The 22773-nt window shown below is 41.0% G+C and carries 23 protein-coding genes; 19 read left to right on the top strand and 4 right to left on the bottom strand.

Features of this window, described 5'->3' with window-relative positions; all coding sequences use genetic code 11:
- Window positions 1-8: 8 nt before the first annotated feature.
- Complete coding sequence (brnQ, locus tag ACPF7I_RS11630) at window positions 9-1337, bottom strand: branched-chain amino acid transport system II carrier protein (RefSeq protein WP_430746190.1); 1329 nt, start codon at window positions 1335-1337, stop codon at window positions 9-11.
- Window positions 1338-1515: 178 nt separating this feature from the next.
- Between brnQ and ACPF7I_RS11625 the strand changes: the two genes are divergently transcribed.
- The 11 genes from ACPF7I_RS11625 to ACPF7I_RS11575 all read left to right on the top strand — a co-directional run bounded on the left by ACPF7I_RS11625 (window position 1516) and on the right by ACPF7I_RS11575 (window position 13924).
- The gene (locus ACPF7I_RS11625; RefSeq protein ID WP_430746191.1) at window positions 1516-2667 is read left to right on the top strand and encodes a cysteine desulfurase family protein; all 1152 of its coding nucleotides are present in this window, start codon (window positions 1516-1518) and stop codon (window positions 2665-2667) included.
- Entirely contained in the window at window positions 2664-3857 is a 1194-nt protein-coding gene (gene thiI, locus ACPF7I_RS11620; RefSeq protein ID WP_430746192.1) for a tRNA uracil 4-sulfurtransferase ThiI, read from the top strand. The genes ACPF7I_RS11625 and thiI overlap by 4 nt, the downstream gene beginning before the upstream one ends.
- Window positions 3858-3915: 58 nt before the next feature.
- Entirely contained in the window at window positions 3916-4110 is a 195-nt protein-coding gene (locus ACPF7I_RS11615) for a small, acid-soluble spore protein, alpha/beta type (RefSeq protein WP_009361549.1), read from the top strand.
- 127 nt (window positions 4111-4237) lie between these two features.
- Window positions 4238-5812 (top strand): acyl-CoA synthetase MbcS, encoded by a 1575-nt coding sequence (gene mbcS / locus ACPF7I_RS11610; RefSeq protein ID WP_430746193.1) that lies wholly within the window; start codon window positions 4238-4240, stop codon window positions 5810-5812.
- A gap of 224 nt (window positions 5813-6036) precedes the next feature.
- A complete protein-coding gene (locus ACPF7I_RS11605) occupies window positions 6037-6807 on the top strand; it encodes an ABC transporter ATP-binding protein (protein ID WP_042534742.1) in 771 nt (256 codons plus the stop codon).
- Window positions 6808-6819: 12 nt separating this feature from the next.
- Window positions 6820-8730 (top strand): AMP-binding protein, encoded by a 1911-nt coding sequence (locus tag ACPF7I_RS11600; RefSeq protein ID WP_430746194.1) that lies wholly within the window; start codon window positions 6820-6822, stop codon window positions 8728-8730.
- Window positions 8731-9615: a branched-chain amino acid ABC transporter permease gene (locus ACPF7I_RS11595; RefSeq protein ID WP_009361545.1), complete on the top strand. Its 885-nt coding sequence runs from the start codon at window positions 8731-8733 to the stop codon at window positions 9613-9615.
- A gap of 3 nt (window positions 9616-9618) precedes the next feature.
- Window positions 9619-10689: a branched-chain amino acid ABC transporter permease gene (locus ACPF7I_RS11590; protein WP_430746195.1), complete on the top strand. Its 1071-nt coding sequence runs from the start codon at window positions 9619-9621 to the stop codon at window positions 10687-10689.
- 56 nt (window positions 10690-10745) lie between these two features.
- A complete protein-coding gene (locus ACPF7I_RS11585; RefSeq protein ID WP_430746196.1) occupies window positions 10746-11945 on the top strand; it encodes an ABC transporter substrate-binding protein in 1200 nt (399 codons plus the stop codon).
- A 60-nt stretch (window positions 11946-12005) separates the two neighbouring features.
- A complete protein-coding gene (locus ACPF7I_RS11580) occupies window positions 12006-12794 on the top strand; it encodes an ABC transporter ATP-binding protein (protein WP_009361542.1) in 789 nt (262 codons plus the stop codon).
- Entirely contained in the window at window positions 12794-13924 is a 1131-nt protein-coding gene (locus ACPF7I_RS11575) for a phenylacetate--CoA ligase family protein (RefSeq protein ID WP_430746197.1), read from the top strand. Before ACPF7I_RS11580 ends, ACPF7I_RS11575 begins: the two co-directional genes overlap by 1 nt.
- Before the next feature lie 21 nt (window positions 13925-13945).
- On the opposite strand, the gene ACPF7I_RS11570 is transcribed toward ACPF7I_RS11575, so the two are convergent.
- Window positions 13946-14749, bottom strand: a complete 804-nt coding sequence (locus tag ACPF7I_RS11570; RefSeq protein WP_430746198.1) for an NAD kinase — start codon at window positions 14747-14749, stop codon at window positions 13946-13948.
- Between the two features lie 125 nt (window positions 14750-14874).
- On the opposite strand from ACPF7I_RS11570, the gene ACPF7I_RS11565 reads away from it, so the two are divergent.
- The 5 genes from ACPF7I_RS11565 (at window position 14875) to ACPF7I_RS11545 (ending at window position 18948) form a co-directional block, all read left to right on the top strand.
- Window positions 14875-15486, top strand: a complete 612-nt coding sequence (locus tag ACPF7I_RS11565; protein ID WP_430746199.1) for a DUF2953 domain-containing protein — start codon at window positions 14875-14877, stop codon at window positions 15484-15486.
- A gap of 38 nt (window positions 15487-15524) precedes the next feature.
- Window positions 15525-15953 carry a GerW family sporulation protein gene (gene ytfJ / locus ACPF7I_RS11560; protein ID WP_430746200.1) on the top strand — a complete coding sequence of 143 codons (429 nt, stop codon included), beginning with the start codon at window positions 15525-15527 and terminating at the stop codon, window positions 15951-15953.
- Between the two features lie 77 nt (window positions 15954-16030).
- Window positions 16031-16537 carry a thiol peroxidase gene (tpx, locus tag ACPF7I_RS11555; protein WP_430746201.1) on the top strand — a complete coding sequence of 169 codons (507 nt, stop codon included), beginning with the start codon at window positions 16031-16033 and terminating at the stop codon, window positions 16535-16537.
- A gap of 85 nt (window positions 16538-16622) precedes the next feature.
- The gene (locus ACPF7I_RS11550) at window positions 16623-17597 is read left to right on the top strand and encodes a class I SAM-dependent methyltransferase (RefSeq protein ID WP_430746271.1); all 975 of its coding nucleotides are present in this window, start codon (window positions 16623-16625) and stop codon (window positions 17595-17597) included.
- Window positions 17598-17754: 157 nt separating this feature from the next.
- Entirely contained in the window at window positions 17755-18948 is a 1194-nt protein-coding gene (locus ACPF7I_RS11545; RefSeq protein ID WP_430746202.1) for an acetate kinase, read from the top strand.
- Between the two features lie 27 nt (window positions 18949-18975).
- On the opposite strand, the gene ACPF7I_RS11540 is transcribed toward ACPF7I_RS11545, so the two are convergent.
- On the bottom strand, window positions 18976-19290 hold the full coding sequence (locus ACPF7I_RS11540; RefSeq protein ID WP_430746203.1) for a hypothetical protein: 315 nt from the start codon (window positions 19288-19290) through the stop codon (window positions 18976-18978).
- Window positions 19291-19436: 146 nt separating this feature from the next.
- Between ACPF7I_RS11540 and ACPF7I_RS11535 the strand changes: the two genes are divergently transcribed.
- Together ACPF7I_RS11535 and argH are read left to right on the top strand one after the other, a co-directional pair.
- On the top strand, window positions 19437-20645 hold the full coding sequence (locus tag ACPF7I_RS11535; protein ID WP_430746204.1) for an argininosuccinate synthase: 1209 nt from the start codon (window positions 19437-19439) through the stop codon (window positions 20643-20645).
- The gene (argH, locus tag ACPF7I_RS11530) at window positions 20642-22018 is read left to right on the top strand and encodes an argininosuccinate lyase (RefSeq protein ID WP_430746205.1); all 1377 of its coding nucleotides are present in this window, start codon (window positions 20642-20644) and stop codon (window positions 22016-22018) included. The genes ACPF7I_RS11535 and argH overlap by 4 nt, the downstream gene beginning before the upstream one ends.
- A 12-nt stretch (window positions 22019-22030) precedes the next feature.
- On the opposite strand, the gene ACPF7I_RS11525 is transcribed toward argH, so the two are convergent.
- Window positions 22031-22483 (bottom strand): universal stress protein, encoded by a 453-nt coding sequence (locus tag ACPF7I_RS11525; protein ID WP_009361531.1) that lies wholly within the window; start codon window positions 22481-22483, stop codon window positions 22031-22033.
- Window positions 22484-22588: 105 nt separating this feature from the next.
- Here ACPF7I_RS11525 and ACPF7I_RS11520 point away from each other — a divergent pair, with 105 nt between their 5' ends.
- The gene (locus ACPF7I_RS11520) at window positions 22589-22717 is read left to right on the top strand and encodes a hypothetical protein (protein ID WP_009361530.1); all 129 of its coding nucleotides are present in this window, start codon (window positions 22589-22591) and stop codon (window positions 22715-22717) included.
- Window positions 22718-22773: the final 56 nt, after the last annotated feature.

Here is a 22773-nt window from a genome sequence, read left to right as displayed (position 1 = left end):
ACTCGTTTTTAACTTGCTTTTCTTTCGGTACGTGTGACATGATTTGTTTTGTTTAGCAATAAACCGATCAAGCCACCGACGAGCGCCGGTGTGAGCCAACCAATTCCTTGTTCAAACAAAGGCAATGTTTTTTCGTATACGTGTAAAATGGCTGATACATCAAATCCCGCTGTTTTTAGCCCATCAACGACGCTTACAAGAAACGTACCAGCAATCGCCCCAATGTAAACCGTTTGTTTCCCGCCAAAATAGTCATGTAAAAACGATAAAGCGACAAGAGTAATAGCTAGCGGATAAATGATAATAAGCACAGGAATAGATAACGAAATAAGCTTTGTTAAACCGACATTTGCGATGAACGCGCTAAAGACGCTCATCACGATGACGAGCATTCGATAAGAGAGCTTTGGCGAAATTTTCGCAAAATAGCTTGCGCACGACGATAATAAACCGACGGATGTCGTTAAGCACGCGAGCATAATAATAACCGATAAGATGACTGTCCCAGCTTGCCCAAATAAGTAAGTGGCTGCTTGGCTAATAATTTCTCCACCGTTGTCGCGATAACCAATCGCCTGCACGCTTGATGAGCCGATGAAAGCGAGCGATAAATAAACGAGCGTTAGTCCAGAGGCGGCAATGAGCCCAGCTTGAATGCAAAGTTTTGTCAGTTGTTTTTTGTTTGTTATTCCTTTTTGTTGAATGGCTTGAATGACAATAATACCGAAAACGAGTGCAGCAATGGCATCCATCGTCAAATATCCGTCAATAAATCCTTTAAACAACGGAGCATGTGCGTAAGCATCGGTTGGTTTTTGGATCTCGCCCATAGGTGTCCATATACTTTTGATAAAAAACAAAGTAAGGCCGACAAGTAAAAGCGGCGTTAATAACTTACCGATGCGGTCAACTAATTTCGATGGGTTTAACGCCAACCAAAGCGATACAATGAAATAAATGACTGTATACGCGGCTAACATGATAGAACGATCGGCTGTTTCAGGTAAAAATGGAGTTACTCCAATTTCGAACGAGACAGTCCCTGTACGTGGAATGCCGAAAAAGGGGCCGATCGCTAAATACATAATCGTTGTGAAGATAACACCAAATACAGGATGTACTCGACTAGCTAATTGTTGTAAATCACTTCCTGTTTTTGCGATGGCGCTTACGGCTAAAACAGGTAATCCGACGCCAGTAATTAAAAAACCAGCAATAGCAATCCATACGTTTTCTCCTGCTGCTTGTCCGAGAGCAGGAGGAAAAATCATATTGCCAGCGCCGAAAAATAAAGCAAATAACATGAAACCGACAGCGATTAAATCTTTTTTCGACATGTTGATCCTCCTTTGTTGTCTCCGTACCAGCCTATATACTACCATACAAAATAAAAATTTTGTCGTTTTTATCAAAAGTTTCAATCTTTAAAATATTCTTTGATCATTTCTTTTTTGAATAAAGATGTGATAATATAAGAAGGCTGTTTGTATATGAACGTATATGGAGGCAAGGGCGATGATGTATTTAGATAATAGCGCCACAACAAAACCGTTTCCAGAAGTGTTGCAATCCTTTATAAAAGTAGCGAACGATTATTTCGGCAATCCGTCTTCGCTACATGGATTAGGCATGCAGGCAGAGCGATTGCTTACACAGTCAAGAGAACAAATCGCACGTCTGCTCGAGGTGAAACCGACCGAAGTGGTTTTTACATCAGGTGGGACGGAAGGAAACAATTTAGCAATGAAAGGGGTTGCTTGGCAACACCAACAGCGCGGGCGTCATATCGTTACAACAGCGATTGAACATCCGTCTGTTACCGAAGCGTGTAAACAGCTTGAACAACTTGGCTTTCAAGTGACATATGTGCCCGTCGATGAACGTGGTATCGTTTCCCCAACACATATTGAACAAGCGTTGCGTGACGATACGATTCTCGTTTCTGTAATGCATGTCAATAATGAAGTAGGTTCCATTCAGCCAATTGAACAAATTGGTATGTTGTTAAAAAAATATCCGAAAGTGCTTTTTCACGTTGATGGGGTACAAGGTGCGGCGAAAGTGCCACTTCATTTAAAGCGCGCAAATGTTGATTTATATACGATCTCCGCCCATAAATTTCATGGTTTAAAAGGAGCAGGCGTATTATATGTGCGCGAAGGTGTACGCCTTTCTCCGCTTTTATCTGGCGGGGCTCAGGAAATGCAGTTGCGTTCTGGAACAGAAAATGTCGCTGCCATTGTAGCGATGGCGAAAGCGTTGCGATTGTCTATTGAAAAGTATCACGAAGCCTCTGCTCGCCTTGAAGAAATGAAGCGAGCGCTTATCGAGCGTTTACAAGCAATTGAAGGCATTGTTGTTCATACCCCGTTTGAACAATCGGCTCCGCATATTATCCATTTTTCTCTAGAAGGAGTCAAATCAGAGGCGTTTGTGCATGAATTAGAAAAACAGCATGTATATGTATCAACAACATCAGCATGTTCATCCCGGAAAAAAGCGCCAAGCAAAACATTGTTAGCTATGGGAGTTGAAAAAACGCGAGCAGAGCGCTCGATTCGCATAAGTTTATCATATGAGCAACAAATGAAGCACATTCCAATCATAGTTGAAGCAATTGAACGAGCATACGAACGATTAAAAATAGTAGCGAGGGGAACGAAATGACGTACGATCATATTGTAATTCGTTACGGTGAAATGTCGACAAAGGGAAAAAATCGTTTGCAATTTGTACGATGCTTAAAACGAAACATAGCGAAAAAGTTAAAACATTTTCCAAACATTCAAATTGAAGCGTTGCGCGATCGGATGTACGTTCGTTTACATCATACACCGCCGCAACCTGTTATTGAAAAATTGCAAGAAGTGTTCGGCATTCAATCATTAAGTTTAGCGTTAAAAACGGAGAGCGATTTGGAAAAAATAAAAGAAGCGACACTTTTTTTCGTTAAACAATTCCCGCATGAAGGGAAAACGTTTAAAATATCCGCAAGAAGAGCGGATAAACAATTCCCAGTCACAACAAATGAATTAAACTATGAGCTTGGGAGTTATGTGCTAAAACATACAACAGGTTTAACGGTCGATGTCCATCATCCCGACATTGATGTTCGTGTCGAAGTTCGAAAAGAGGGAACGTATATTACAGCTTACGATGTGCAAGGAGCAGGTGGTTTACCAGTTGGTACGAGCGGAAAAGCGATGCTCATGCTTTCTGGTGGAATTGATAGCCCTGTAGCGGGATATTTGGCAATGAAGCGCGGCTTGCAAATTGAAGCAGTCCACTTTTTTAGCCCGCCGTTTACAAGTGAACGAGCAAAGCAGAAAGTCATTGACTTAGCTCAACGTTTGACGGAATTTGGCGGAACGATTCGCCTTCATATTGTGCCGTTTACGGAGTTGCAACAAGCCATTTATAAGCAGGTGCCAGAAAACTGTTCTCTCATTTCCACTCGTCGTGCGATGTTGCGCATTACAGATGAAATTCGCAAAAAGGAAAATGGGCTAGCGATCGTGACGGGAGAAAGTTTAGGACAAGTGGCTAGTCAAACACTTGAAAGCATGGTTGTTGTCAACGATGTAACAACGACACCAATTCTTCGGCCACTTATTTCAATGGATAAAACGGAGATTATTGCAATTGCTGAACGAATCGGGACGCATCATATTTCCATTCGTCCATATGAAGATTGTTGTACAATTTTTACCCCAAAAGCACCAAAAACGAAACCGAAAAAAGAGAAAATCATTCAATATGAACAGTTTTTACCTTTAGACGAAATGATTGCGGAGACGGTTGCTCGCGTCGAAACGATTACGTTGAAACCAGATCAACCATTGGATGAGCTCTTTTAGATGATGTATGAAGTTCATTCGTTTTGCACAACCTATAGATGCGAGGGGGTGAAAACGAATGGCAAATCGAAATCGATTGCTCGTCCCTGGTGTGCAACAAGCGATTGACCAAATGAAATACGAGATCGCTCAAGAATTTGGTGTGCAGTTAGGTCCAGATACAACTGCACGAGCAAACGGTTCTGTTGGTGGCGAGATTACAAAACGTCTCGTGAAAATGGCAGAACAACAACTAAGTAGTCAAAATAAATAATAAACAAAACTCGGTAGCGCGTTCTACCGAGTTTTTTATCTTTTAAAAATTTTTAGAAAAGTTATACAAAAACATTCGATTTTTTTGTATAATTTTCTTGTATCATATGGTTAAGGGGGAGAGGGAAATGAATTTAATTGCACCAGAAAAGTATAATTTGACAAGTGAATTTGAAAAGTATGCAGACGATCCAAACCGAATAGCTTTAAAATGGGAAAGTGAAGCAGGAGAAACAAAAGAACTTACATATGTTGAAATGATGAAACAGGCGAATAAAATTGGAAACGCTTTCGTTAAACATGGGTTACAAAAAGGGGATAAAGTGCTCGTTATGCTTCCGCGTTTGTTGGAGGCATATGCAGTATATATTGGGGCATTGAAAGCAGGACTTGTCGTTATTCCAAGCTCTGAAATGTTACGCACAAAAGATTTACAATATCGCATTTCTCATGGAGAAGTAAAAGGAATTGTTGCGTATTTCCCGTATATTGAACAATTTTCTTCGATTGAAGGTATGGAAAATATCGTTTCTTTTTCTGTTGGCGGTTCGGCTGAGCGCTGGCTCGATTTGCACGACGAAATGGCGAAGCAAAGCGACACCTTTATGGCTGTAGAAACATCGCGAGAAGATATGGCGTTTTTATCATATACGTCTGGAACGACAGGAAATCCAAAAGGTGTAGTGCACACGCACGCTTGGGCATATGCCCATTTACGAACGGCAGCAAAAAACTGGCTTTGTATTGAAGAAGGAGACCTCGTTTGGGCAACGGCAAGCCCTGGATGGCAGAAGTGGGTGTGGAGTCCATTTCTATCGACTCTTGGCTCTGGAGCGACAGGGTTTGTGTACTACGGTCGGTTTGAGCCAGAGAAATATTTACAGTTGTTAGAGAAATACAACATTAACGTGCTTTGTTGTACACCGACAGAATATCGTCTCATGGCTAAAGTTCCAACGATTTCCCAATATAAATTACCGCATTTGCATAGTGCTGTATCTGCTGGTGAACCGTTGAATCGAGAAGTGATCGATACGTTTGAGCGTTATTTTGGCGTTCAAGTTCGCGATGGATATGGACAGACAGAAAATACATTGCTTGTCGGGGTTATGAAAGGAATGAAAATAAAACCGGGATCTATGGGGAAGCCAACGCCAGGAAATCGTGTCGAAATTATTAATGAGTTTGGTGAGCCTTGTGCCGTTGGAGAAGTTGGAGATATTGCTGTTCATGTTGACACACCGGCTTTGTTTAAATGCTATTATAAAGATCCGGAACGAACAGCGATGCAGTTCCGTGGGGAATATTATATTACTGGTGATAAAGCGAAAAAAGATGAAGATGGTTATTTTTGGTTCGAAGGTCGTGGAGATGATATTATTATCAGCTCCGGCTATACGATCGGACCGTTTGAAGTAGAAGATGCGCTAGTGAAACATCCATTTGTGAAAGAATGTGCTGTTGTTGCTAGTCCAGATGAAATTCGGGGGCACGTTGTTAAAGCGTTTATTGTATTGCGCGAAGGAGTAGATAAAAATGATCCGAATTTAATTCCGCAACTTCAAGAGCATGTAAAGAAACTCACAGCGCCGTATAAATATCCGCGCAAAATTGAGTTTGTCGACGATCTACCAAAAACGACTTCGGGCAAAATTCGCCGCGTTGAATTGCGCGAACGTGAGATGAAAGCGATGCAAAAATAACATAGTCCGCTCCGATTCATTCGGAGCGGAAAAAAAGCTTGACGGATTAAAAAAAATTTTGTACTATTCTTTTTAGAATTTTCTTAAAATTAAGAAATATTTTTTACAAACTCTTTTGATAACGCTTACATTTTTGTTTTTTTCATTGTGTAAAGTCATAAAGATATAAAAACGTCCATAAAGTGTTATCGAAAGAGAGAAATAAAGAAAAAGGGGGGAGTGAAGTGGGTATATTGAAAGTGCAAAACGTGTCCATTCGCTTCGGTGGTGTATTGGCGCTTGATTCTGTTTCCTTTGAAGTGAAAGAAGGGGAAATTTTTTCATTGATCGGCCCAAACGGAGCAGGAAAAACGAGTATGTTGAACTGCATTAGCGGGCTGTATAAACCGACAGAGGGCGATATCTTTTTCAAAGATGAGCGGATCACGCATGTGAAGCCACATAAACGGGCTGCTTTAGGCATTGCAAGGGCGTTCCAAAATATTGAGTTATTTCCGCATTTATCTGTATTGGACAATCTTATGCTCGGAAGGCATGTGCGCATGAAAACAGGGGTGCTTGCAGGTGGATTGTACTGGGGGAAAGCGCAAAAAGAAGAAGTAGAACATCGTTATAAAGTTGAAGAAGTTATCGATTTTTTAGAGCTCGAGCATGTGCGCAATGTGCCTGTTGGTACGCTATCCTACGGTCTACAAAAACGTGTAGAAGTCGGTCGCGCATTAGCGATGGAGCCTGACTTACTATTGCTTGATGAGCCAATGGCTGGCATGAACAATGAAGAAAAAGAAGACATGGCGCGTTATATTATTGATATTCACGAAGAAAAAAAGACGACAATTATTTTAATTGAACACGATATGGGCGTTGTGATGGATCTATCCAATCATATCGCTGTGTTAGATTTCGGAAAATTGATCGCGTACGGAACGCCAAAAGAAGTTCAAACAAATCCACGCGTCATAGAAGCATATTTAGGAGAAGAACATGCGGGATAAAGGGGGAGTTTTATGGAACAAATGACGTTTCCACAGCTATTAACCGCTCGTGCGCGACAAAAACCAACTCAAGTCGCTCTGCGCGAAAAAGACTACGGCATTTGGAACGAATACACATATAGCGACTACTATGAACAAGTGAAAGCGCTCGCATTAGGGCTTGCTTCGCTCGGGTTTCGACGCGGCGATAAACTAGCTATTATCGGTGATAATCGACCTGAATGGGTATTTAGCCAACTGGCCGCTCAAAGTTTAGGGGGTATTTCTGTTGGCATTTATCAAGAGTCGTTACCAAACGAATTAGCATATATTATCGACAATTGCGATGCGACGTTTGTCGTTGTTGAGGATCAAGAGCAAGTTGATAAAGTGTTAGAAGTTGAACAAGAGCTTTCGAAAGTGAAACATATCATTTACTACGATTCGCGGGGGATGCGAAACTACAAGCGCGATAAATTATTGTATTTTCAAGACGTACAAACGCTCGGTCGCCAATTTGAACAAACGCATCCAACATATTTTGACGATGAAGTGCAAAAAGGATGTTATGATGATATTGCCATTTTATCGTACACATCTGGAACGACAGGCAATCCGAAAGGGACGGAACTTTCTTATCGCAACTTATTTGAAATGGCAAAGAACCTCGCAAAAATCGACCCACTTGACGAACAAGACGAATACCTTTCATTTTTACCGCTCGCTTGGATAGGCGAACAAATGATGACCATTTCAATGGCATTCCACTGCAACATTGTTGTGAACTTTCCAGAAGAACCTTCAACGGTGTTTGAAAATTTACGAGAGATCGGACCACACGTTATGTTTTCACCACCGCGCATTTATGAAGATATCGTTTCAAAATTTCAAGTGCGCATTCAAGACGCAAGTTGGTTTAAACGAAAAATGTATGAATGGTGCAAGCCGATTGGTGAAAAAGTAGCAGAAGCTCATTTTACGAAAAGCGATGTTTCCTTTTGGACAAAATGCTTGTATAAACTTGCTGATTATTTCGTTTTTAGCGCTATTCGTGACCATTTCGGGCTGTTGCGCTTAAAGCGAGCATATACAGGTGGTGCTCCGTTAGGTCCAGATGTGTTTCGCTTTTTCCATAGCATTGGAGTGAACGTGAAAAGCATTTACGGTCAAACAGAAGTATCAGGAATTGCGATCGTTCATCGGGATGGGGACATTAAAGTAGATAGCGTTGGCATACCGATCCCAGAAACGGAAGTGAAAATTTCTGAGCAAGGCGAAATTTTATTAAAAAGCCCGAGTGTGTGTTGTGGCTATTATAAAAACGAAAAGGCAACGAAAGAGACGATTGAAGACGGCTGGCTCCATACAGGTGATGCAGGGTATGTAGATGAATCAGGCCATTTGTATGTTATTGATCGTTTAAAAGATGTCATTCGCTTACAAACAGGTGAGATGTTTTCGCCACAGTTTATTGAAAATAAACTGAAATTTAGCCCATACATTCAAGAAGCGGTTGCCATTGGGCGCGATCGTCCGTACGTTGTGGCGATCATTAACATCGATATGGCCAACGTCGGTCGTTGGGCGGAAAAAAATCAGCTCGTTTATACGACATATTCCGATTTGTCCGCAAAACAAGAAGTTATTCAACTCATTCAAGAACAAGTGAATGAAATTAATCAATCGTTACCAGAGAAGGCGCGTGTGAAAAAGTTTGTTTTGCTTTATAAAGAGCTTGATGCGGACGATGAAGAATTAACGAGAACGAAAAAAGTGCGCCGGCAATTTATTGCTAAAAAATATGCCTCACTTATTGAAGGGATGTACTCAGAAACGGATCACATTGCGGTAGAAGGAACAATTAAATATCGTGATGGCAAAGAGCAAGTTATTAAAACGACGTTAAAAGTCGTCTCGATTGATGAAGGGGAGGGAGCAGCGTAAATGGCTTTTTTCTTGCAAATGCTTGTCACTGGTATCGTTGTTGGAAGCGTATATGCGCTCGTTGCGCTAGGGTTTGTGCTCATTTATAAATCGAGTGACGCTATTAATTTTGCACAAGGTGAATTTTTGCTCATCGGGACGTACGTTTGTTTGACGCTTGTGGCTAGCTATAATGTTCCATTCATTGCTGCCTTGTTGCTCGCTTTAGCGTTTAGTGCGTTGCTTGGTTGGAGCGTAGAAAAAGTTGTGTTGCGCCCTTTCATTGGAAAGCCGGTCATTTCTATGATTATGGCAACGATCGGATTATCGAGCGTACTTGCAGGGATTGTTCATATTATTTGGGGGCACGAAACGCGCGTATATCCGCCTGTTTTTTCAGAAAAACCGTTGCAGTTCGGAGAAGTCATTATCGCCCCTGTATACGCATGGTCGTTTGTCATTGTTATGATTTGGCTTATGATTTTCACGTTGTTTTTCAAATATTCCCGATTCGGTATTGCAATGCGAGCGACAGCAGATGATCAACAAGCCGCTTTGTCTATGGGCATTAGCGTCAAAACGATTTTTGCGATTGCTTGGGCGATTGCAGCCATCGTATCGGCCGTTGGTGGGGTGCTATTAGGAAATATTAACGGAGTTAACTCTTCGCTTTCACTAATCGGATTAAAAGTGTTACCTGTCGCTATTTTAGGCGGGCTTGACAGCATCCCCGGGGCGATTATTGGCGGTATTTTAATCGGTATTATTGAAAGTATGACAGGAGGATATTTAGACCCACTTGTCGGTGGGGGATTGAAAGAAGTGATCCCGTTTGTCATCCTCGTCATCATTCTAATGGTTAAACCGTATGGACTATTTGGAAAGAAAGAAATTGAGAGGGTGTGAGAAATGGTGCGAAATCCGTTTGTGATGCAATGTGGTGAATTTCATGTTGATTATAAGCAAGATATGGCCATTTGGAAAATTGCTCGGGTACGTTGGCGTATTTTTATGATTGTCGCGCTATTTGCTCTTTTTCCTATGGTCGCGACAGACTATGTAGTCGGTTTAGCGACATTATGCGGCATTGCAGCTATTGGTGCGATCGGATTAAATATTTTGACGGGCTTTACTGGTCAAATTTCGATCGGAGTTGGCGCATTTTTAGGGGTAGGAGGTTATACATCAGCGATTTTAACAACGAAGTTAGGGCTTAGCTTTTGGGTGGCTTTCCCGCTTGCTGGGTTAACTACTGCGCTTGTCGGTGCTCTGTTTGGGATCCCGTCTTTGCGTTTAAAAGGGTTATATTTAGCCATTGCCACGTTGGCGGCGCAAGTCATCATTTTGTTTGTCATTTCGAGGTGGGACTCGTTAACGGGGGGGACAGCTGGGCTCGTATTGAATCGTCCCCAAATCGGTTCATTTACGTTTATGAGCGAAACGAGCTATTACTATTTAATGTTCGTCGTTTTACTGATCACAATCGTCTTCTCACTCAACTTATTTCGCACGCGTGTCGGGCGGGCGTTCATCGCCATTCGCGATCGCGATATTGCTGCAGAAGTGATGGGTATTGATTTGTTTAAATATAAAGTGCTTGCCTTTTTCGTCAGCTCGTTTTTCGTCGGCATTGCTGGTGCGCTTCTTGGTCATTACACGATGATTGTAAGCCCTGAGCTTTACAGCATTTCCGTTTCAATTGAATATTTGGCAATGATTTTAGTTGGTGGTTTAGGAAGCGTGTTTGGCTCATTGTACGGTGCTGTGTTTATTACGCTTATGCCTGTTGTGCTACGAAGCGTTGTAGATATATTGAGCGGCACATTTCCTGGATTAGAGGGGGTGCTTGTAGGAATGAAGGAAGTCGTTTTTGGAGTTGTGATCATTTTATTTCTCGTGTATGAGCCAGATGGGTTAAATAAAATTTGGTCAAATATAAAAAATTATTTCCGCCTTTGGCCATTTTCCTATACAAAGTAATATAAAGCGGCATATCCGCTTTATATACAAACAAAAAACATAAGGGGGATGAATGAATGAAGAAAAAAGGTGCACTACTCGCTACATTGCTTCTCGGAGCAAGCATGTTATTCGGGTGTTCAGGAGGTGACAAAACAGCGACGGAACCAGCAAAAGAGGGAGGAAAAGAACAAGGAACGATTAAAATTGGTGCATTGTTTGATATTACAGGCGCAACGGGAGATGTTGGTACACCGTATGCTGAAGGAGAAAAAGCGTATATTGAATACATTAACTCAAAAGGTGGGGTGAACGGCTATAAAATTGAGCTTGTCGGACAAGATTATGCTTATAAAATTCCTGAAGCGCAAAAGTTGTATCAAAAATATAAAGCAAGCGATAAGGTGTCAGCGATTTTAGGATGGGGAACTGCCGATACAGAAGCGTTGCGACAACAAGTGGCAGCAGATAAAATACCATTTTTCTCAGCTTCTTATTCAGAAAATTTAAAAAATATAAAAGAAAGCCCATACAACTTTTTGACAGCGGCGTCGTATTCCGATCAGGCACGCTCAGTGCTTCGCTGGATTAAAGAAAATCATGCAGGTGGCACGCCAAAAGTTGCGCTCATTTACAATGACACGGCATTTGGAAAATCACCAATTCAAGATGCAAAAGATTTTGCAAAAGAAATTGGTGTAGAGATTGTGGATGAACAAATTGTTGACTTAAAGGCGCTTGATGCGACATCTCAGCTATTGAACATGAAGAAAAAAGCGCCGGATTATGCAATTATTCAACAAACATGGGGCGCGACAGCAACGATTTTAAAGGATGCGAAAAAATTAGGCATTGATACGCAATTCATTGGTTTAAACTGGACAACTGGTGAAGGATTGCTCCCGATTGCAGGAGATGCAGCAGAAGGGTTTATCGGCGTGGTGACACATGCGTTTCCGTATGAAGATTTACCAGGCATGGCTGAAGTAAAAGAGTATTTAGCAAGCAAGGGTGAAAAATTAGAGGACAAAAACCAAAAATTTATTCAAGGATGGGTTACAGCGAAAATTCTTGTCGAAGGAATAAAGCAAGCGGACGATCCGACGACTGGTGAAGGCATTCGACAAGGATTAGAAAAATTGAAAGATGTTGATTTAGGAGGCTTAGCTGCACCAGTTACATTTACTGCTGATAATCATGCGGGAACGAATCAAATTCGTTTAGCAAAAGTTGAAAACGGACAGTTTAAAGTATTTACAGACTACTTCGGATATTAAAGTGAATGAAAGGGTGTTTTCGACGGGAAGCACCCTTTCGCTTTCAAAAGGGGGAGACGAATGCTTACGTTAAACAATGTGGAAGTGATGTATAATCGCGTGATTCTCGTATTGAAAGGGATGTCGATGGTTATTCCAGAAGGAAAAATTGTCGCGTTGCTCGGCAGTAACGGGGCAGGAAAAACAACAACGTTAAAAGCCATTTCAGGATTACTAAGAAGTGAAGATGGCGAAGTAACAGATGGATATATTGAGCTATATGGGGAACGAATCGAAGGAAAAGATGCAGAAGAAATTGTGAAAAAAGGAATTTTTCAATGTATGGAAGGGAGACGCGTGTTTGAACATTTGACGGTAGAAGAAAATTTAATCGTCGGTGCCCATACACGAAAAGATCGCCACAATATTAAAGCAGATTTACAAAAAGTGTATCATTACTTTCCGAAGCTTCATATGTTGCGCCATCGCCAAGCAGGATATTTATCGGGGGGAGAACAGCAAATGTTAGCAATTGGTCGCGGCATGATGGCAAAACCAAAAATTTTACTGCTCGATGAACCATCGTTAGGGATTGCCCCGCTGCTTGTGAAAGAAATTTTTTCGATTATTAAGCGAATTAATGAAGAAGAAGGAACGACTATTCTCGTCGTCGAGCAAAATGCGAACATCGCATTATCGATTGCGCACTACGGGTATATTATGGAAAACGGTCGCATCGTAATGGACGGTCCTGTCGAGAGATTGCTTGAAAATGAAGATGTAAAAGAATTTTACCTCGGAATGAGCGAAAAAGGGCGTAAAAATTATCGAGAAGTGAAGTCGTATAAACGGAGAAAGCGGTGGTTGTAATGGAAAGATGGAAATCGTTTTTGATTGAAGCGTATGAGCGGTCTACGGCATTACGCGAGCGATTAGATGCTGAAAACATCAATCCACGTGAATTAGAAACGATTGAGCAACTGAGTCGCATTTCGGTATTGAAAAAAGAACAATTGCCTCTTTTACAAAAACATGGGTTGCCATTCGGAAATATGATTACAAGACGCCCTAATGAATTAGCGCGCATATTTATGTCTCCAGGACCGATTTACGACCCACAAGGAGAAGATCAAGATGAATGGGGATTTTCAGAAGCGCTTCGAGCAGCCGGTTTTACGAAAGATGATATCGTCCAAAATACGTTTTCTTATCATTTATCACCTGCAGGTTTTATGTTTGATGCTGCACTCCGACGCATTGGTGCAACAGTTGTTCCAGCAGGACCGGGAAATCGGGAGTTGCAAGTACAATTGATGAGCGATTTGCAAGTAACAGGTTATGTTGGCACGCCAAGCTTTTTGCTTGCTCTGTTGCAATATGCTGAAGAAAAAGGGGTTTCGCTAGCAGTAGAAAAAGCATTTTTTACAGCGGAAAAGTTGACAGAGAAAATGCGGATGCAGTTTGTGGCGAAAGGGGTTGATGTATACGAAGGATATGGAACAGCAGATTGTGGGTGTATTGCTTTTGAAGATCGTCAAGGTCCGGGATTAAAAGTGAGTTCACGAGCCATTGTACAATTATGTGATCCAATGACCGGCGAACCACTTCATGAAGAAGGGGAAATCGTTGTCACGATACTAGATCGCACATATCCGCTTATTCGTTTTGGCACAGGAGATGTGTCACGATGGGTGGATGATTACGAAGGGGAGCGTATAGTCGGTGTGATCGGTCGAGTTGGTACAAGCGTAAAAGTGAAAGGGATGTTTGTTCATGAACAACAGTTAAAGCAAATCATGGATGAGGTCGGCTGTTCGTCTTTTCAAGCTGTTGTAACGAATGAAAACGGCTACGACCAATTGACGATTTACATTCAAAACGAGATAGATGAACAAGCAAAACAAAAAGTAAAAAATGTTATTCGTGTGACACCGACATTCGTTCATGTAGACCAATTTCAGAAAGAAGAACGATATATCGTTGATAAAAGGAAATGGTAAAAAGAGGCGTAATGCCTCTTTTTACAAAAATGTTCGCTTTACTTTTTCCCAAAATGAGTTATCTTTCAATTTGACTGTTTTAATCACTTTTCCACTTAATGCAATATCAATTTTCTCGATATGTTGAATGCTTAATGCTTCATTATCCATACCGATAATTGGATAGTCGTTTCCGTCTTGCACAACTTTTAATGTCAACTTGCGATTTCCGCTTAAAATAAATGAAGAACCGAGGGTGCGATAACGATTGTTGTTCAGCGACGCTAGCTCACTAACTTGAAAGCATGGGAGCATCGGATCGACGACAGCTCCACTAACTGACTTATTATAAGCTGTGCTTCCAGTCGGCGTAGCGATAATCATTCCATCCCCGCGGAATGTTTCAAAATGTAAATTGTCGATAAATACGTCCATGACAAACGTTTTAATAATACTTGAACGAATCGTGCATTCATTTAAACAATAAAATGACGTAGAATCGTTGACTGTCACATAAATCGTTGGGTATTTACGCACTTCGATTTGTTCCGTTGTCATCGCTTCAATCATTTTTTCTGTATCGTGAATATGAAAATCACAATACATGCTTAATGAGCCTAATGTCGAAATACCCGCATATAAGCAATCGTCGCGAAATCCTGTTTTTCGAACAGCTTGTAAAAACGTCCCATCTCCCCCCACGCTCACAATGATGTTTGCATATTTTGCATCATCGACGACTTCAAATTCGTACTGTTTAGCGAGCTGAATAAGAGGTTGAACTTGCTTCGTTGTTTCTTCATCATGCTTATGGAAGAAGTACATGCGATTACGGCGTTCAGTCATCGTTTTCCCTCCGTTAAAATGTCCTCACGTTTATTTTATCATTTATTTTCCATTCATAGCGAATTTATTCGTTTAATTTTGCTCATTTTTGTCGAAAATGTCATCGGGAAGGAAGTGAAAAGCCGATGATTTTCGTGATTACCATCATCTTAATTGCCTTCTTAACGCTTATTCCTTTTTTATATGTGCATATGACGATTCAATTTCGACATGCACAAGATGACGATCAATTGACAATAGATGTTCGGCTCCTTCGCTTTATTCGCTATCGTTTTATGATTCCGCTCATTGAGATCTCGAAAAGCGAAGTGGGAATCGTCACAGAAGAAAAAACGAATACAGGAAAAGACGAAAAAACAACGCTTACTGTGAACGATGCTCGTCACCGTTTAGCACAAGTGAGACAGTTGTTAAAAAAAATCGTTCATTTGCATACGATTATAAAAAAGTTTTTACAAAACGTTGATGTTTTGCAGTTTCAATGGCACACCCAAATTGGTGTCGGTGATGCCGCAAAAACCGCCGTGCTTGTCGGGGTTGGATGGTCGGTAAAATATTATGCGTTGGCAATGATAAGCAAATATATGAATGTTTGTATTGCCCCTTCCATTTCTATCGTTCCTTTTTTTCAAGGAGCCGTATCGCGGACGTCATTTACATGTATGATTCGATTTCGAATCGGTTATGCTATATTAGCAGGACTGAAGGTCGTTAAACATTGGAAAAAAGAAATATAAGTCACAAATGATGTGGACAGTTGTTAGGAGGAATGAAAATGAATGGACATCCGATTGAAGGGTTAATGACGACAGCGATGGAAAATTTAAAAGAAATGATCGATGTCAATACAATTATCGGTGATCCTGTGGAAACACCTGATGGAAGTGTCATTTTAACTGTTTCAAAAGTCGGGTTTGGATTCGCTGCAGGCGGTAGTGAGTTTATATTAAACAATGGAAATGAACAACAAAAAGAAGCGCATCCGTTTGGTGGCGGAAGTGGTGGGGGTGTATCGATTACACCGATTGCTTTTTTAATTGTGAACAGTTCAGGTGTGAAACTGTTACATGTAGATGAAAGCACGCATTTATATGAGAAAATTTTAGATCTCGCCCCGCAAGCGATCGAAAAAATCCAGCATATGTTTGAGAAAAAAGAAAAGCCGAAGCAACAACATAACGAAGCGCCAGACTTTGATATTTAGTATCAATCGAAATAATTGAATTTTTCATCTAATTACGTTATGATGAGCCTGTATCTTATATAAAGAGGAGGCTTACTATGGCGAAGGTTACATTTAAAGGAAATCCTGTCACATTAGTTGGCAATGAAGTGAAAGTCGGCGATGCGGCTCCTCATTTCACAGTGCTTGCAAACGACTTATCGCCGGTGACATTAGACGATACAAAAGGATTTGTTCGGTTAATTAGCGTTGTACCATCAATCGATACGGGAGTTTGTGATGCGCAAACGCGGCGTTTCAATGAGGAAGCAGGTAGCATTGAAGGAGTGAAAGTATTAACGATTAGCGTTGACTTGCCATTTGCGCAAAAACGTTGGTGCGCTGCAAACGGGTTAGAAAACGTTGTCACATTGTCTGATCATCGCGACGTATCGTTTGGCCAAGCATATGGCGTCCTTATTCAAGAATTGCGTCTACTTGCTCGCGCTGTATTTGTCGTTGATCGTAACGATCGTGTCACATATGTTGAGTACGTATCGGAAGCGACAAATCATCCGAACTATGAAGCGGCAATCGAGGCGGCAAAACAAGCAGCTCAACAATAATTGTTTGAGGCTATCTCAAAAAGGGATAGCCTTTTTCGTTTACATTTTCTAAAATAGAATGTCGGACAGAAAGGAGTGAGGGATGTTGGAAAAATTATTTACCATCATTGATGAAACGGCGACATGGCTTCAAGAAGAATTGAAATGCTCATATTTAGAAGCAGTTGCTGAGACGGGAGAAAATTTATTTCACGGGGATGTACTGCAAGAAGAAGTAAACGAGCTATTAAAAAAACGTTTGAAAAAGGCGTATGAAGCTGTGCATGTACATGAGTGGAAAAATGAACATATTCGCAAAGCGCTGCAATTAGCGATATTAAAAGGAATGAAACAATATGTACAACCACATCATCAAATGACACCAGATGCCGTATCAGTATTTATCGGTTATTTAGTTGATGAATTTACAAAAACATATTTTTCGCTCTCTCTCCTCGATCCTGCTGTTGGGACGGGAAATTTGATGACAGCTGTGTTGAATCAACTCACAAGCAAAAAAGTAAAAAGCTACGGAGCAGATGCGGACGATTTACTATTGAAACTTGCTTATGTCAATGCAAATTTACAACAACATGAAATTCAATTTTTTCATCAAGATAGCTTAAAGCCGTTGTTTATTGAACCGGTCGATGTAGTCGTATGCGATTTGCCGATCGGATATTATCCAGACGATGAACATGCAAAATCGTTTCGTTTACATGCCGAAAGCGGCCATTCGTATGCCCATTATTTATTTATTGAACAAAGCATTCGTTACACGAAAGAAGGCGGATATTTATTTTTCCTCGTCCCAAATACGCTTTTTACATCAGATGAATCAAAAAAATTGCATGCGTTGATTAAAGAAGAAACGTTTATTCAAGGCTTGCTGCAGCTTCCGCTTTCGATGTTTAAAAACGAAGCGGCAGCGAAAAGTATTTTTATTTTGCAAAAGAAAGGTACGCATGCGAAAGCGCCAAAACAAGCGTTGCTTGCACAACTTCCTAGCTTTGCAAATAAAGAGGCGATGCAAGCGATGGTCGTGAAGCTTGAACAATGGCTAAAAGAAAATCGTTCATAACCTTCTGAATATAACAAATATGTGAAGAAAACGTTTTCGTAACGTTTGCGTACTTGAAAAGAGCGATGAACGACCCGTAAAATGAGAAACGTACCGATGAAATTCGCATAGTTGCATACAATAATTGTGAACGATGTTAAAGGAGCTGTTTAGTCAAATGCCAAAAGTTATTGCTATTAACGCGGGAAGTTCGTCGTTAAAGTTTCAATTGTTCAACATGCCGAGTGAAGAAGTATTAACAAAAGGTGTCGTTGAGCGAATTGGTTTTGAAGATGCGATTTTTAATATGACAGTCAATGGAGAAAAAATAAAAGAAGTAACATCCATTCCAGATCATGCGGTTGCTGTGAAAATGTTGCTTGATAAATTAATTGAGCTTGGTGTCATTCAATCGTTCGATGAAATCGAAGGAATTGGCCATCGCGTCGTGCATGGTGGTGAGAAATTTAGCGACTCTGTTTTAATTACAGATGAAACGCTGAAAGAAATTGAAGATTTATCGGATTTAGCCCCATTGCACAACCCAGCGAACGTTGTTGGTATTAAAGCGTTTCGTGAAGTGTTACCGAACGTACCAGCTGTTGCTGTATTCGATACGGCGTTCCATCAGACGATGCCAGAACAGTCGTTTTTATATAGCTTGCCATACGAGTATTATGAAAAGTTTGGCATTCGTAAATACGGGTTCCACGGCACGTCCCATAAATATGTCACGCAACGCGCAGCGGAGCTGTTAGGACGTCCAATTGAGCAACTTCGTTTAATTTCTTGTCATTTAGGAAATGGCGCAAGTATCGCAGCGGTAGAAGGCGGAAAATCGATCGACACGTCCATGGGCTTTACACCGCTTGCAGGTGTAGCGATGGGAACGCGTTCTGGTAATATCGATCCAGCGTTAATCCCATACATTATGCAAAAAACAGGAAAAACAGCCGAAGAAGTGATTGATATTTTAAATAAAAAGAGCGGTATGCTTGGCTTAACTGGTTTTTCAAGCGATTTGCGCGATATTGAAGAGGCGGCGGCAAAAGGCGACCAACGTGCCGAATTAGCGCTCGAAGTGTTTGCTGGACGAATCCATAAATACATCGGTTCGTATGCGGCTCGCATGTGCGGAGTTGACGCTATTATTTTCACAGCAGGCATTGGTGAAAACAGCGATGTCGTACGTGCGAAAGTATTGCGTGGTCTTGAATTTATGGGTGTGTACTGGGATCCGGCATTAAATAAAGTACGCGGAAAAGAAGCGTTCATTAGCTATCCGCACTCGCCTGTAAAAGTATTAGTCATCCCAACGAATGAAGAAGTGATGATTGCTCGCGACGTCATGAGATTAGCGAACATAGCGTAAAAAAAGGTGTCCATACGGGCACCTTTTTTATTGATGTATGCGATTCGTTACCGTTTGATTCATTCGATACCAAATCCATAAATCGTTAATGATCGAAGCGAGAGATGCAATTTCAAAGTTGAGCATGCATGAGCGGGCAAAATCGTTTTCCTCCCCGAGTTGTCTTTGCTTTTCATTAATTTGCTGTTCTAATTCAATAATTCGATCAGGAATTTTTCCACGAATCGTCTCCCACTCTAATAAAATTTCTGCTTGTTCTTCTTTTGTGTACGTATCCCATGCTTTCTCTAAATGTGGCAAGCGAATACCAAGGCGTTCATCATATACAAAGTGTGCACTCATTTTGTTCTCCCATCCTTTTCATTTATTAATTTTTATTTTAATCAAAATAGTTATTGAAAAAAAGAAAAATAGCTGTTACATTATTAATATGCAAAATGAATAAATATTAAATAATAAGTATTTTTATTCTTTAGGGAGGAACGATCATGGCAAAACAAAAAGTAGTGCTCGCGTATTCTGGGGGTTTAGATACATCGGTAGCGATTAAATGGCTACAGGAACAAGGATATGATGTTGTAGCTTGTTGTTTAGATGTCGGGGAAGGAAAAGATTTAGAGTTTGTAAAAGAAAAAGCGTTGAAAGTTGGCGCTGTACAATCATATATGATTGATGCGAAAGAAGAATTCGCGAATGAATATGCGTTAATTGCTTTACAAGCCCATGCGCTATATGAAGGAAAATATCCGCTCATCTCTGCGTTGTCCCGTCCGTTAATTTCAAAAAAGCTCGTTGAAATTGCTGAACTAGAAGGTGCTGTTGCTGTGGCGCACGGCTGCACAGGAAAAGGAAATGACCAAGTGCGTTTTGAAGTGTCGATTCAAGCATTAAACCCGAACTTAAAAGTGATTGCGCCTGTTCGGGAGTGGAAATGGTCGCGCGAAGAAGAAATTGAATATGCAAAGCAACATCACATTCCGATTCCAATCGATTTAGATAGCCCGTTTTCCATTGATCAAAACTTATGGGGAAGAAGTAACGAATGCGGCATTTTGGAAGATCCGTGGGCAGCACCGCCAGAAGAAGCGTATGAGTTAACAGCTGCGCTTGAACATACACCGAATGAACCAGATGTCATTGAAATCGGTTTTGAGCAAGGGGTACCGAAAACAATTAACGGAAAAGCGTATTCGCTTGCAGAGCTCATTTTACAATTAAATGCACTAGCAGGAAAGCACGGTGTCGGCCGCATCGATCATGTTGAAAACCGGCTTGTTGGCATTAAATCGCGTGAAGTGTACGAATGTCCTGGAGCGATGACGCTTATTAAAGCGCATAAAGAGTTAGAAGACTTAACGCTTGTAAAAGAAGTAGCTCATTTCAAACCGATCATCGAGCAAAAAATTGCGGAAGTCATTTATAACGGTCTTTGGTTTTCACCACTAAAAGACGCGCTTGTTGCATTTTTAAAAGAAACGCAAAAAAATGTTACAGGCGTTGTACGTGTGAAACTGTTTAAAGGTCATGCGATTGTAGAAGGGAGAAAATCTCCGTTTTCGTTATATGATGAAAAGTTAGCGACGTATACAGCAGAAGACAAATTCGATCATCAGGCGGCTGTCGGATTTATTTCTCTATTTGGCTTGCCTACAAAAGTATATAGCATCGTCAATGGAGAAAAGAAGGTGAACGTGTGAAAAAGTTATGGGGGGGACGATTTACAAAAACAGCAGCACAATGGGTCGATGACTTTGGTGCATCGATCCATTTCGATCAACAGCTCGTTGAAGAAGATATCGAGGGAAGCATCGCGCATGTGACGATGCTCGGCGAATGCGGCATTTTACCGAAAGAAGATGTCGAAACGATCAAAAACGGATTAATGAAGCTATTAGAAAAAGCGAAAAAAGGGAAACTTTCTTTTTCTGTTGCTTATGAAGATATTCATTTAAACATTGAAAAAATGTTAATAGATGAAGTTGGTCCTGTTGGTGGTAAGCTTCATACAGGGAGAAGCCGCAACGATCAAGTGGCGACAGATATGCATTTATATTTGCGAAAACGAGTGATCGAGATCGTTGAACTTATTCGTCAGCTGCAGCGCGCGCTTGTCCAAAAAGCGGAACAACATATTGAAACGCTTGTCCCCGGCTATACGCACTTGCAACGAGCGCAGCCGATTTCGCTTGCCCATCATCTTATGGCATATGTATGGATGTTTGAACGGGATCGCGAACGTTTTACCGAATCGCTCAAACGAATTAACAAATCACCCCTTGGCGCTGGAGCGCTCGCAGGGACAACGTTTCCGATCGATCGCCATTTAACAGCCCAACTTCTCGGTTTTGATAGCATATATGAAAATAGTTTAGATGCGGTAAGTGATCGCGATTTTATTATTGAATTTTTAAGCAATAGTTCTATTTTAATGATGCATTTATCTCGTTTTTGCGAAGAGCTCATTCTTTGGTCGAGCCAAGAGTTTCAGTTTATTGAAATGGATGATACGTTTGCGACGGGAAGTAGCATTATGCCACAAAAGAAAAATCCGGATATGGCTGAGCTCATCCGCGGGAAAACAGGGCGAGTGTATGGAAGCTTAATGGCTTTATTGACCGTTATGAAAGGTCTACCGCTTGCTTACAATAAAGATATGCAAGAAGATAAAGAAGGAATGTTTGATACCGTTCAAACGGTGATCGGTAGCTTAAAAATTTTTGCGGGTATGATTGAAACGATGACGATTCGCACAGATGTGATGGAAAAAGCAACGAAACAAGATTTTTCAAATGCAACGGAACTAGCTGATTATTTAGCGAAAAAAGGTGTGCCGTTTCGCGAGGCGCATGAAATCGTCGGAAAACTTGTGCTGACATGTATTGAACGAGGCATTTTTTTAGCTGATTTACCGCTTGATGTGTATCAACAAGCTTCCCCTTTATTTGAGGAAGATATTTATGAAGCGCTCAATCCGTATACAGCTGTCAACCGTCGCACGAGCGCAGGAGGAACGGGGTTTACGGAAGTGAAAAAAGCGATTGAGAAAGCAAAACAAATGATAGAGGCATAAAAGCAACCGCTTTTATGCCTCTGTTTGTTCAGGTGTGCGTACGACGAGTACGTCGCATTTCGCATATCTTGTAATATGTTCGGAAACGCTTCCAATGAAAAATCGTTCTACAGCGCTCATTCCTGTTGCGCCACAAACAATTAAATCTACTTCATATTTCGGAGCGACTTCTTTCGAAATTTTTACTTTTGGGGAACCGTACTCGATATCTGTGACGACTTCTTTGACGCCCGCATCGACTGCTTGCTTTTCGTATGATTGCAACAATTCTTTTGCGAATTTTTCCGCTCGCTCTGCCACTGTTCGATCGTATGCTTCGATCGTCGCGAATGAACGAACGTCGATAATGTGCGAAAGAACGAGAGAAGCATCGTTCCGTTTAGCAATTTCAATTGCTTTTTTAAACGCCCATTCTGCTTCTTTTGAGCCGTCGACTGCTACTAAAATTTTTTTGTACTTATACATAAACACTCCCCCAATAAAAAATTTTCCTTTCAATTCAAGTATATCATTTTTTGTAAAACAAACACTACGTATTGTCGAAAAATTTATGACGAAAGGGGTAAAACAATGCGAGAGAAGGAACAGAAAGAACAATTGTATTACGATGAAAATGGGGTCGCAGAAGTGACCGAACAAATTACAGATGCGTACATTAGCGGGGTTATTGAACAGGAAGATGAACAAAAGAGGCGATAATGCCTCTTTTGTTTCTCGTGGTAATCGAGCATAATATGTGTTTTCCTCCGTCTGTT

It is taken from the genome of Anoxybacillus dikiliensis, from assembly GCF_050613275.1.
GTDB lineage: Bacteria > Bacillota > Bacilli > Bacillales > Anoxybacillaceae > Anoxybacillus.
Note: the sequence above shows the minus strand (reverse complement) of the source record. Positions and strands in the feature narration are given on the sequence as shown.

Coding starts and splice junctions, on each gene's coding strand:
- brnQ (WP_430746190.1), bottom strand. CDS start 1,337: ATGTCGAAAAAAGATTTAATCGCTGTCGGTTTCATGTTATTTGCTTTA.
- ACPF7I_RS11625 (WP_430746191.1), top strand. CDS start 1,516: ATGATGTATTTAGATAATAGCGCCACAACAAAACCGTTTCCAGAAGTG.
- thiI (WP_430746192.1), top strand. CDS start 2,664: ATGACGTACGATCATATTGTAATTCGTTACGGTGAAATGTCGACAAAG.
- ACPF7I_RS11615 (WP_009361549.1), top strand. CDS start 3,916: ATGGCAAATCGAAATCGATTGCTCGTCCCTGGTGTGCAACAAGCGATT.
- mbcS (WP_430746193.1), top strand. CDS start 4,238: ATGAATTTAATTGCACCAGAAAAGTATAATTTGACAAGTGAATTTGAA.
- ACPF7I_RS11600 (WP_430746194.1), top strand. CDS start 6,820: ATGGAACAAATGACGTTTCCACAGCTATTAACCGCTCGTGCGCGACAA.
- ACPF7I_RS11595 (WP_009361545.1), top strand. CDS start 8,731: ATGGCTTTTTTCTTGCAAATGCTTGTCACTGGTATCGTTGTTGGAAGC.
- ACPF7I_RS11590 (WP_430746195.1), top strand. CDS start 9,619: ATGGTGCGAAATCCGTTTGTGATGCAATGTGGTGAATTTCATGTTGAT.
- ACPF7I_RS11585 (WP_430746196.1), top strand. CDS start 10,746: ATGAAGAAAAAAGGTGCACTACTCGCTACATTGCTTCTCGGAGCAAGC.
- ACPF7I_RS11580 (WP_009361542.1), top strand. CDS start 12,006: ATGCTTACGTTAAACAATGTGGAAGTGATGTATAATCGCGTGATTCTC.
- ACPF7I_RS11575 (WP_430746197.1), top strand. CDS start 12,794: ATGGAAAGATGGAAATCGTTTTTGATTGAAGCGTATGAGCGGTCTACG.
- ACPF7I_RS11570 (WP_430746198.1), bottom strand. CDS start 14,749: ATGACTGAACGCCGTAATCGCATGTACTTCTTCCATAAGCATGATGAA.
- ACPF7I_RS11565 (WP_430746199.1), top strand. CDS start 14,875: ATGATTTTCGTGATTACCATCATCTTAATTGCCTTCTTAACGCTTATT.
- ytfJ (WP_430746200.1), top strand. CDS start 15,525: ATGAATGGACATCCGATTGAAGGGTTAATGACGACAGCGATGGAAAAT.
- tpx (WP_430746201.1), top strand. CDS start 16,031: ATGGCGAAGGTTACATTTAAAGGAAATCCTGTCACATTAGTTGGCAAT.
- ACPF7I_RS11545 (WP_430746202.1), top strand. CDS start 17,755: ATGCCAAAAGTTATTGCTATTAACGCGGGAAGTTCGTCGTTAAAGTTT.
- ACPF7I_RS11540 (WP_430746203.1), bottom strand. CDS start 19,290: ATGAGTGCACACTTTGTATATGATGAACGCCTTGGTATTCGCTTGCCA.
- ACPF7I_RS11535 (WP_430746204.1), top strand. CDS start 19,437: ATGGCAAAACAAAAAGTAGTGCTCGCGTATTCTGGGGGTTTAGATACA.
- ACPF7I_RS11525 (WP_009361531.1), bottom strand. CDS start 22,483: ATGTATAAGTACAAAAAAATTTTAGTAGCAGTCGACGGCTCAAAAGAA.
- ACPF7I_RS11520 (WP_009361530.1), top strand. CDS start 22,589: ATGCGAGAGAAGGAACAGAAAGAACAATTGTATTACGATGAAAATGGG.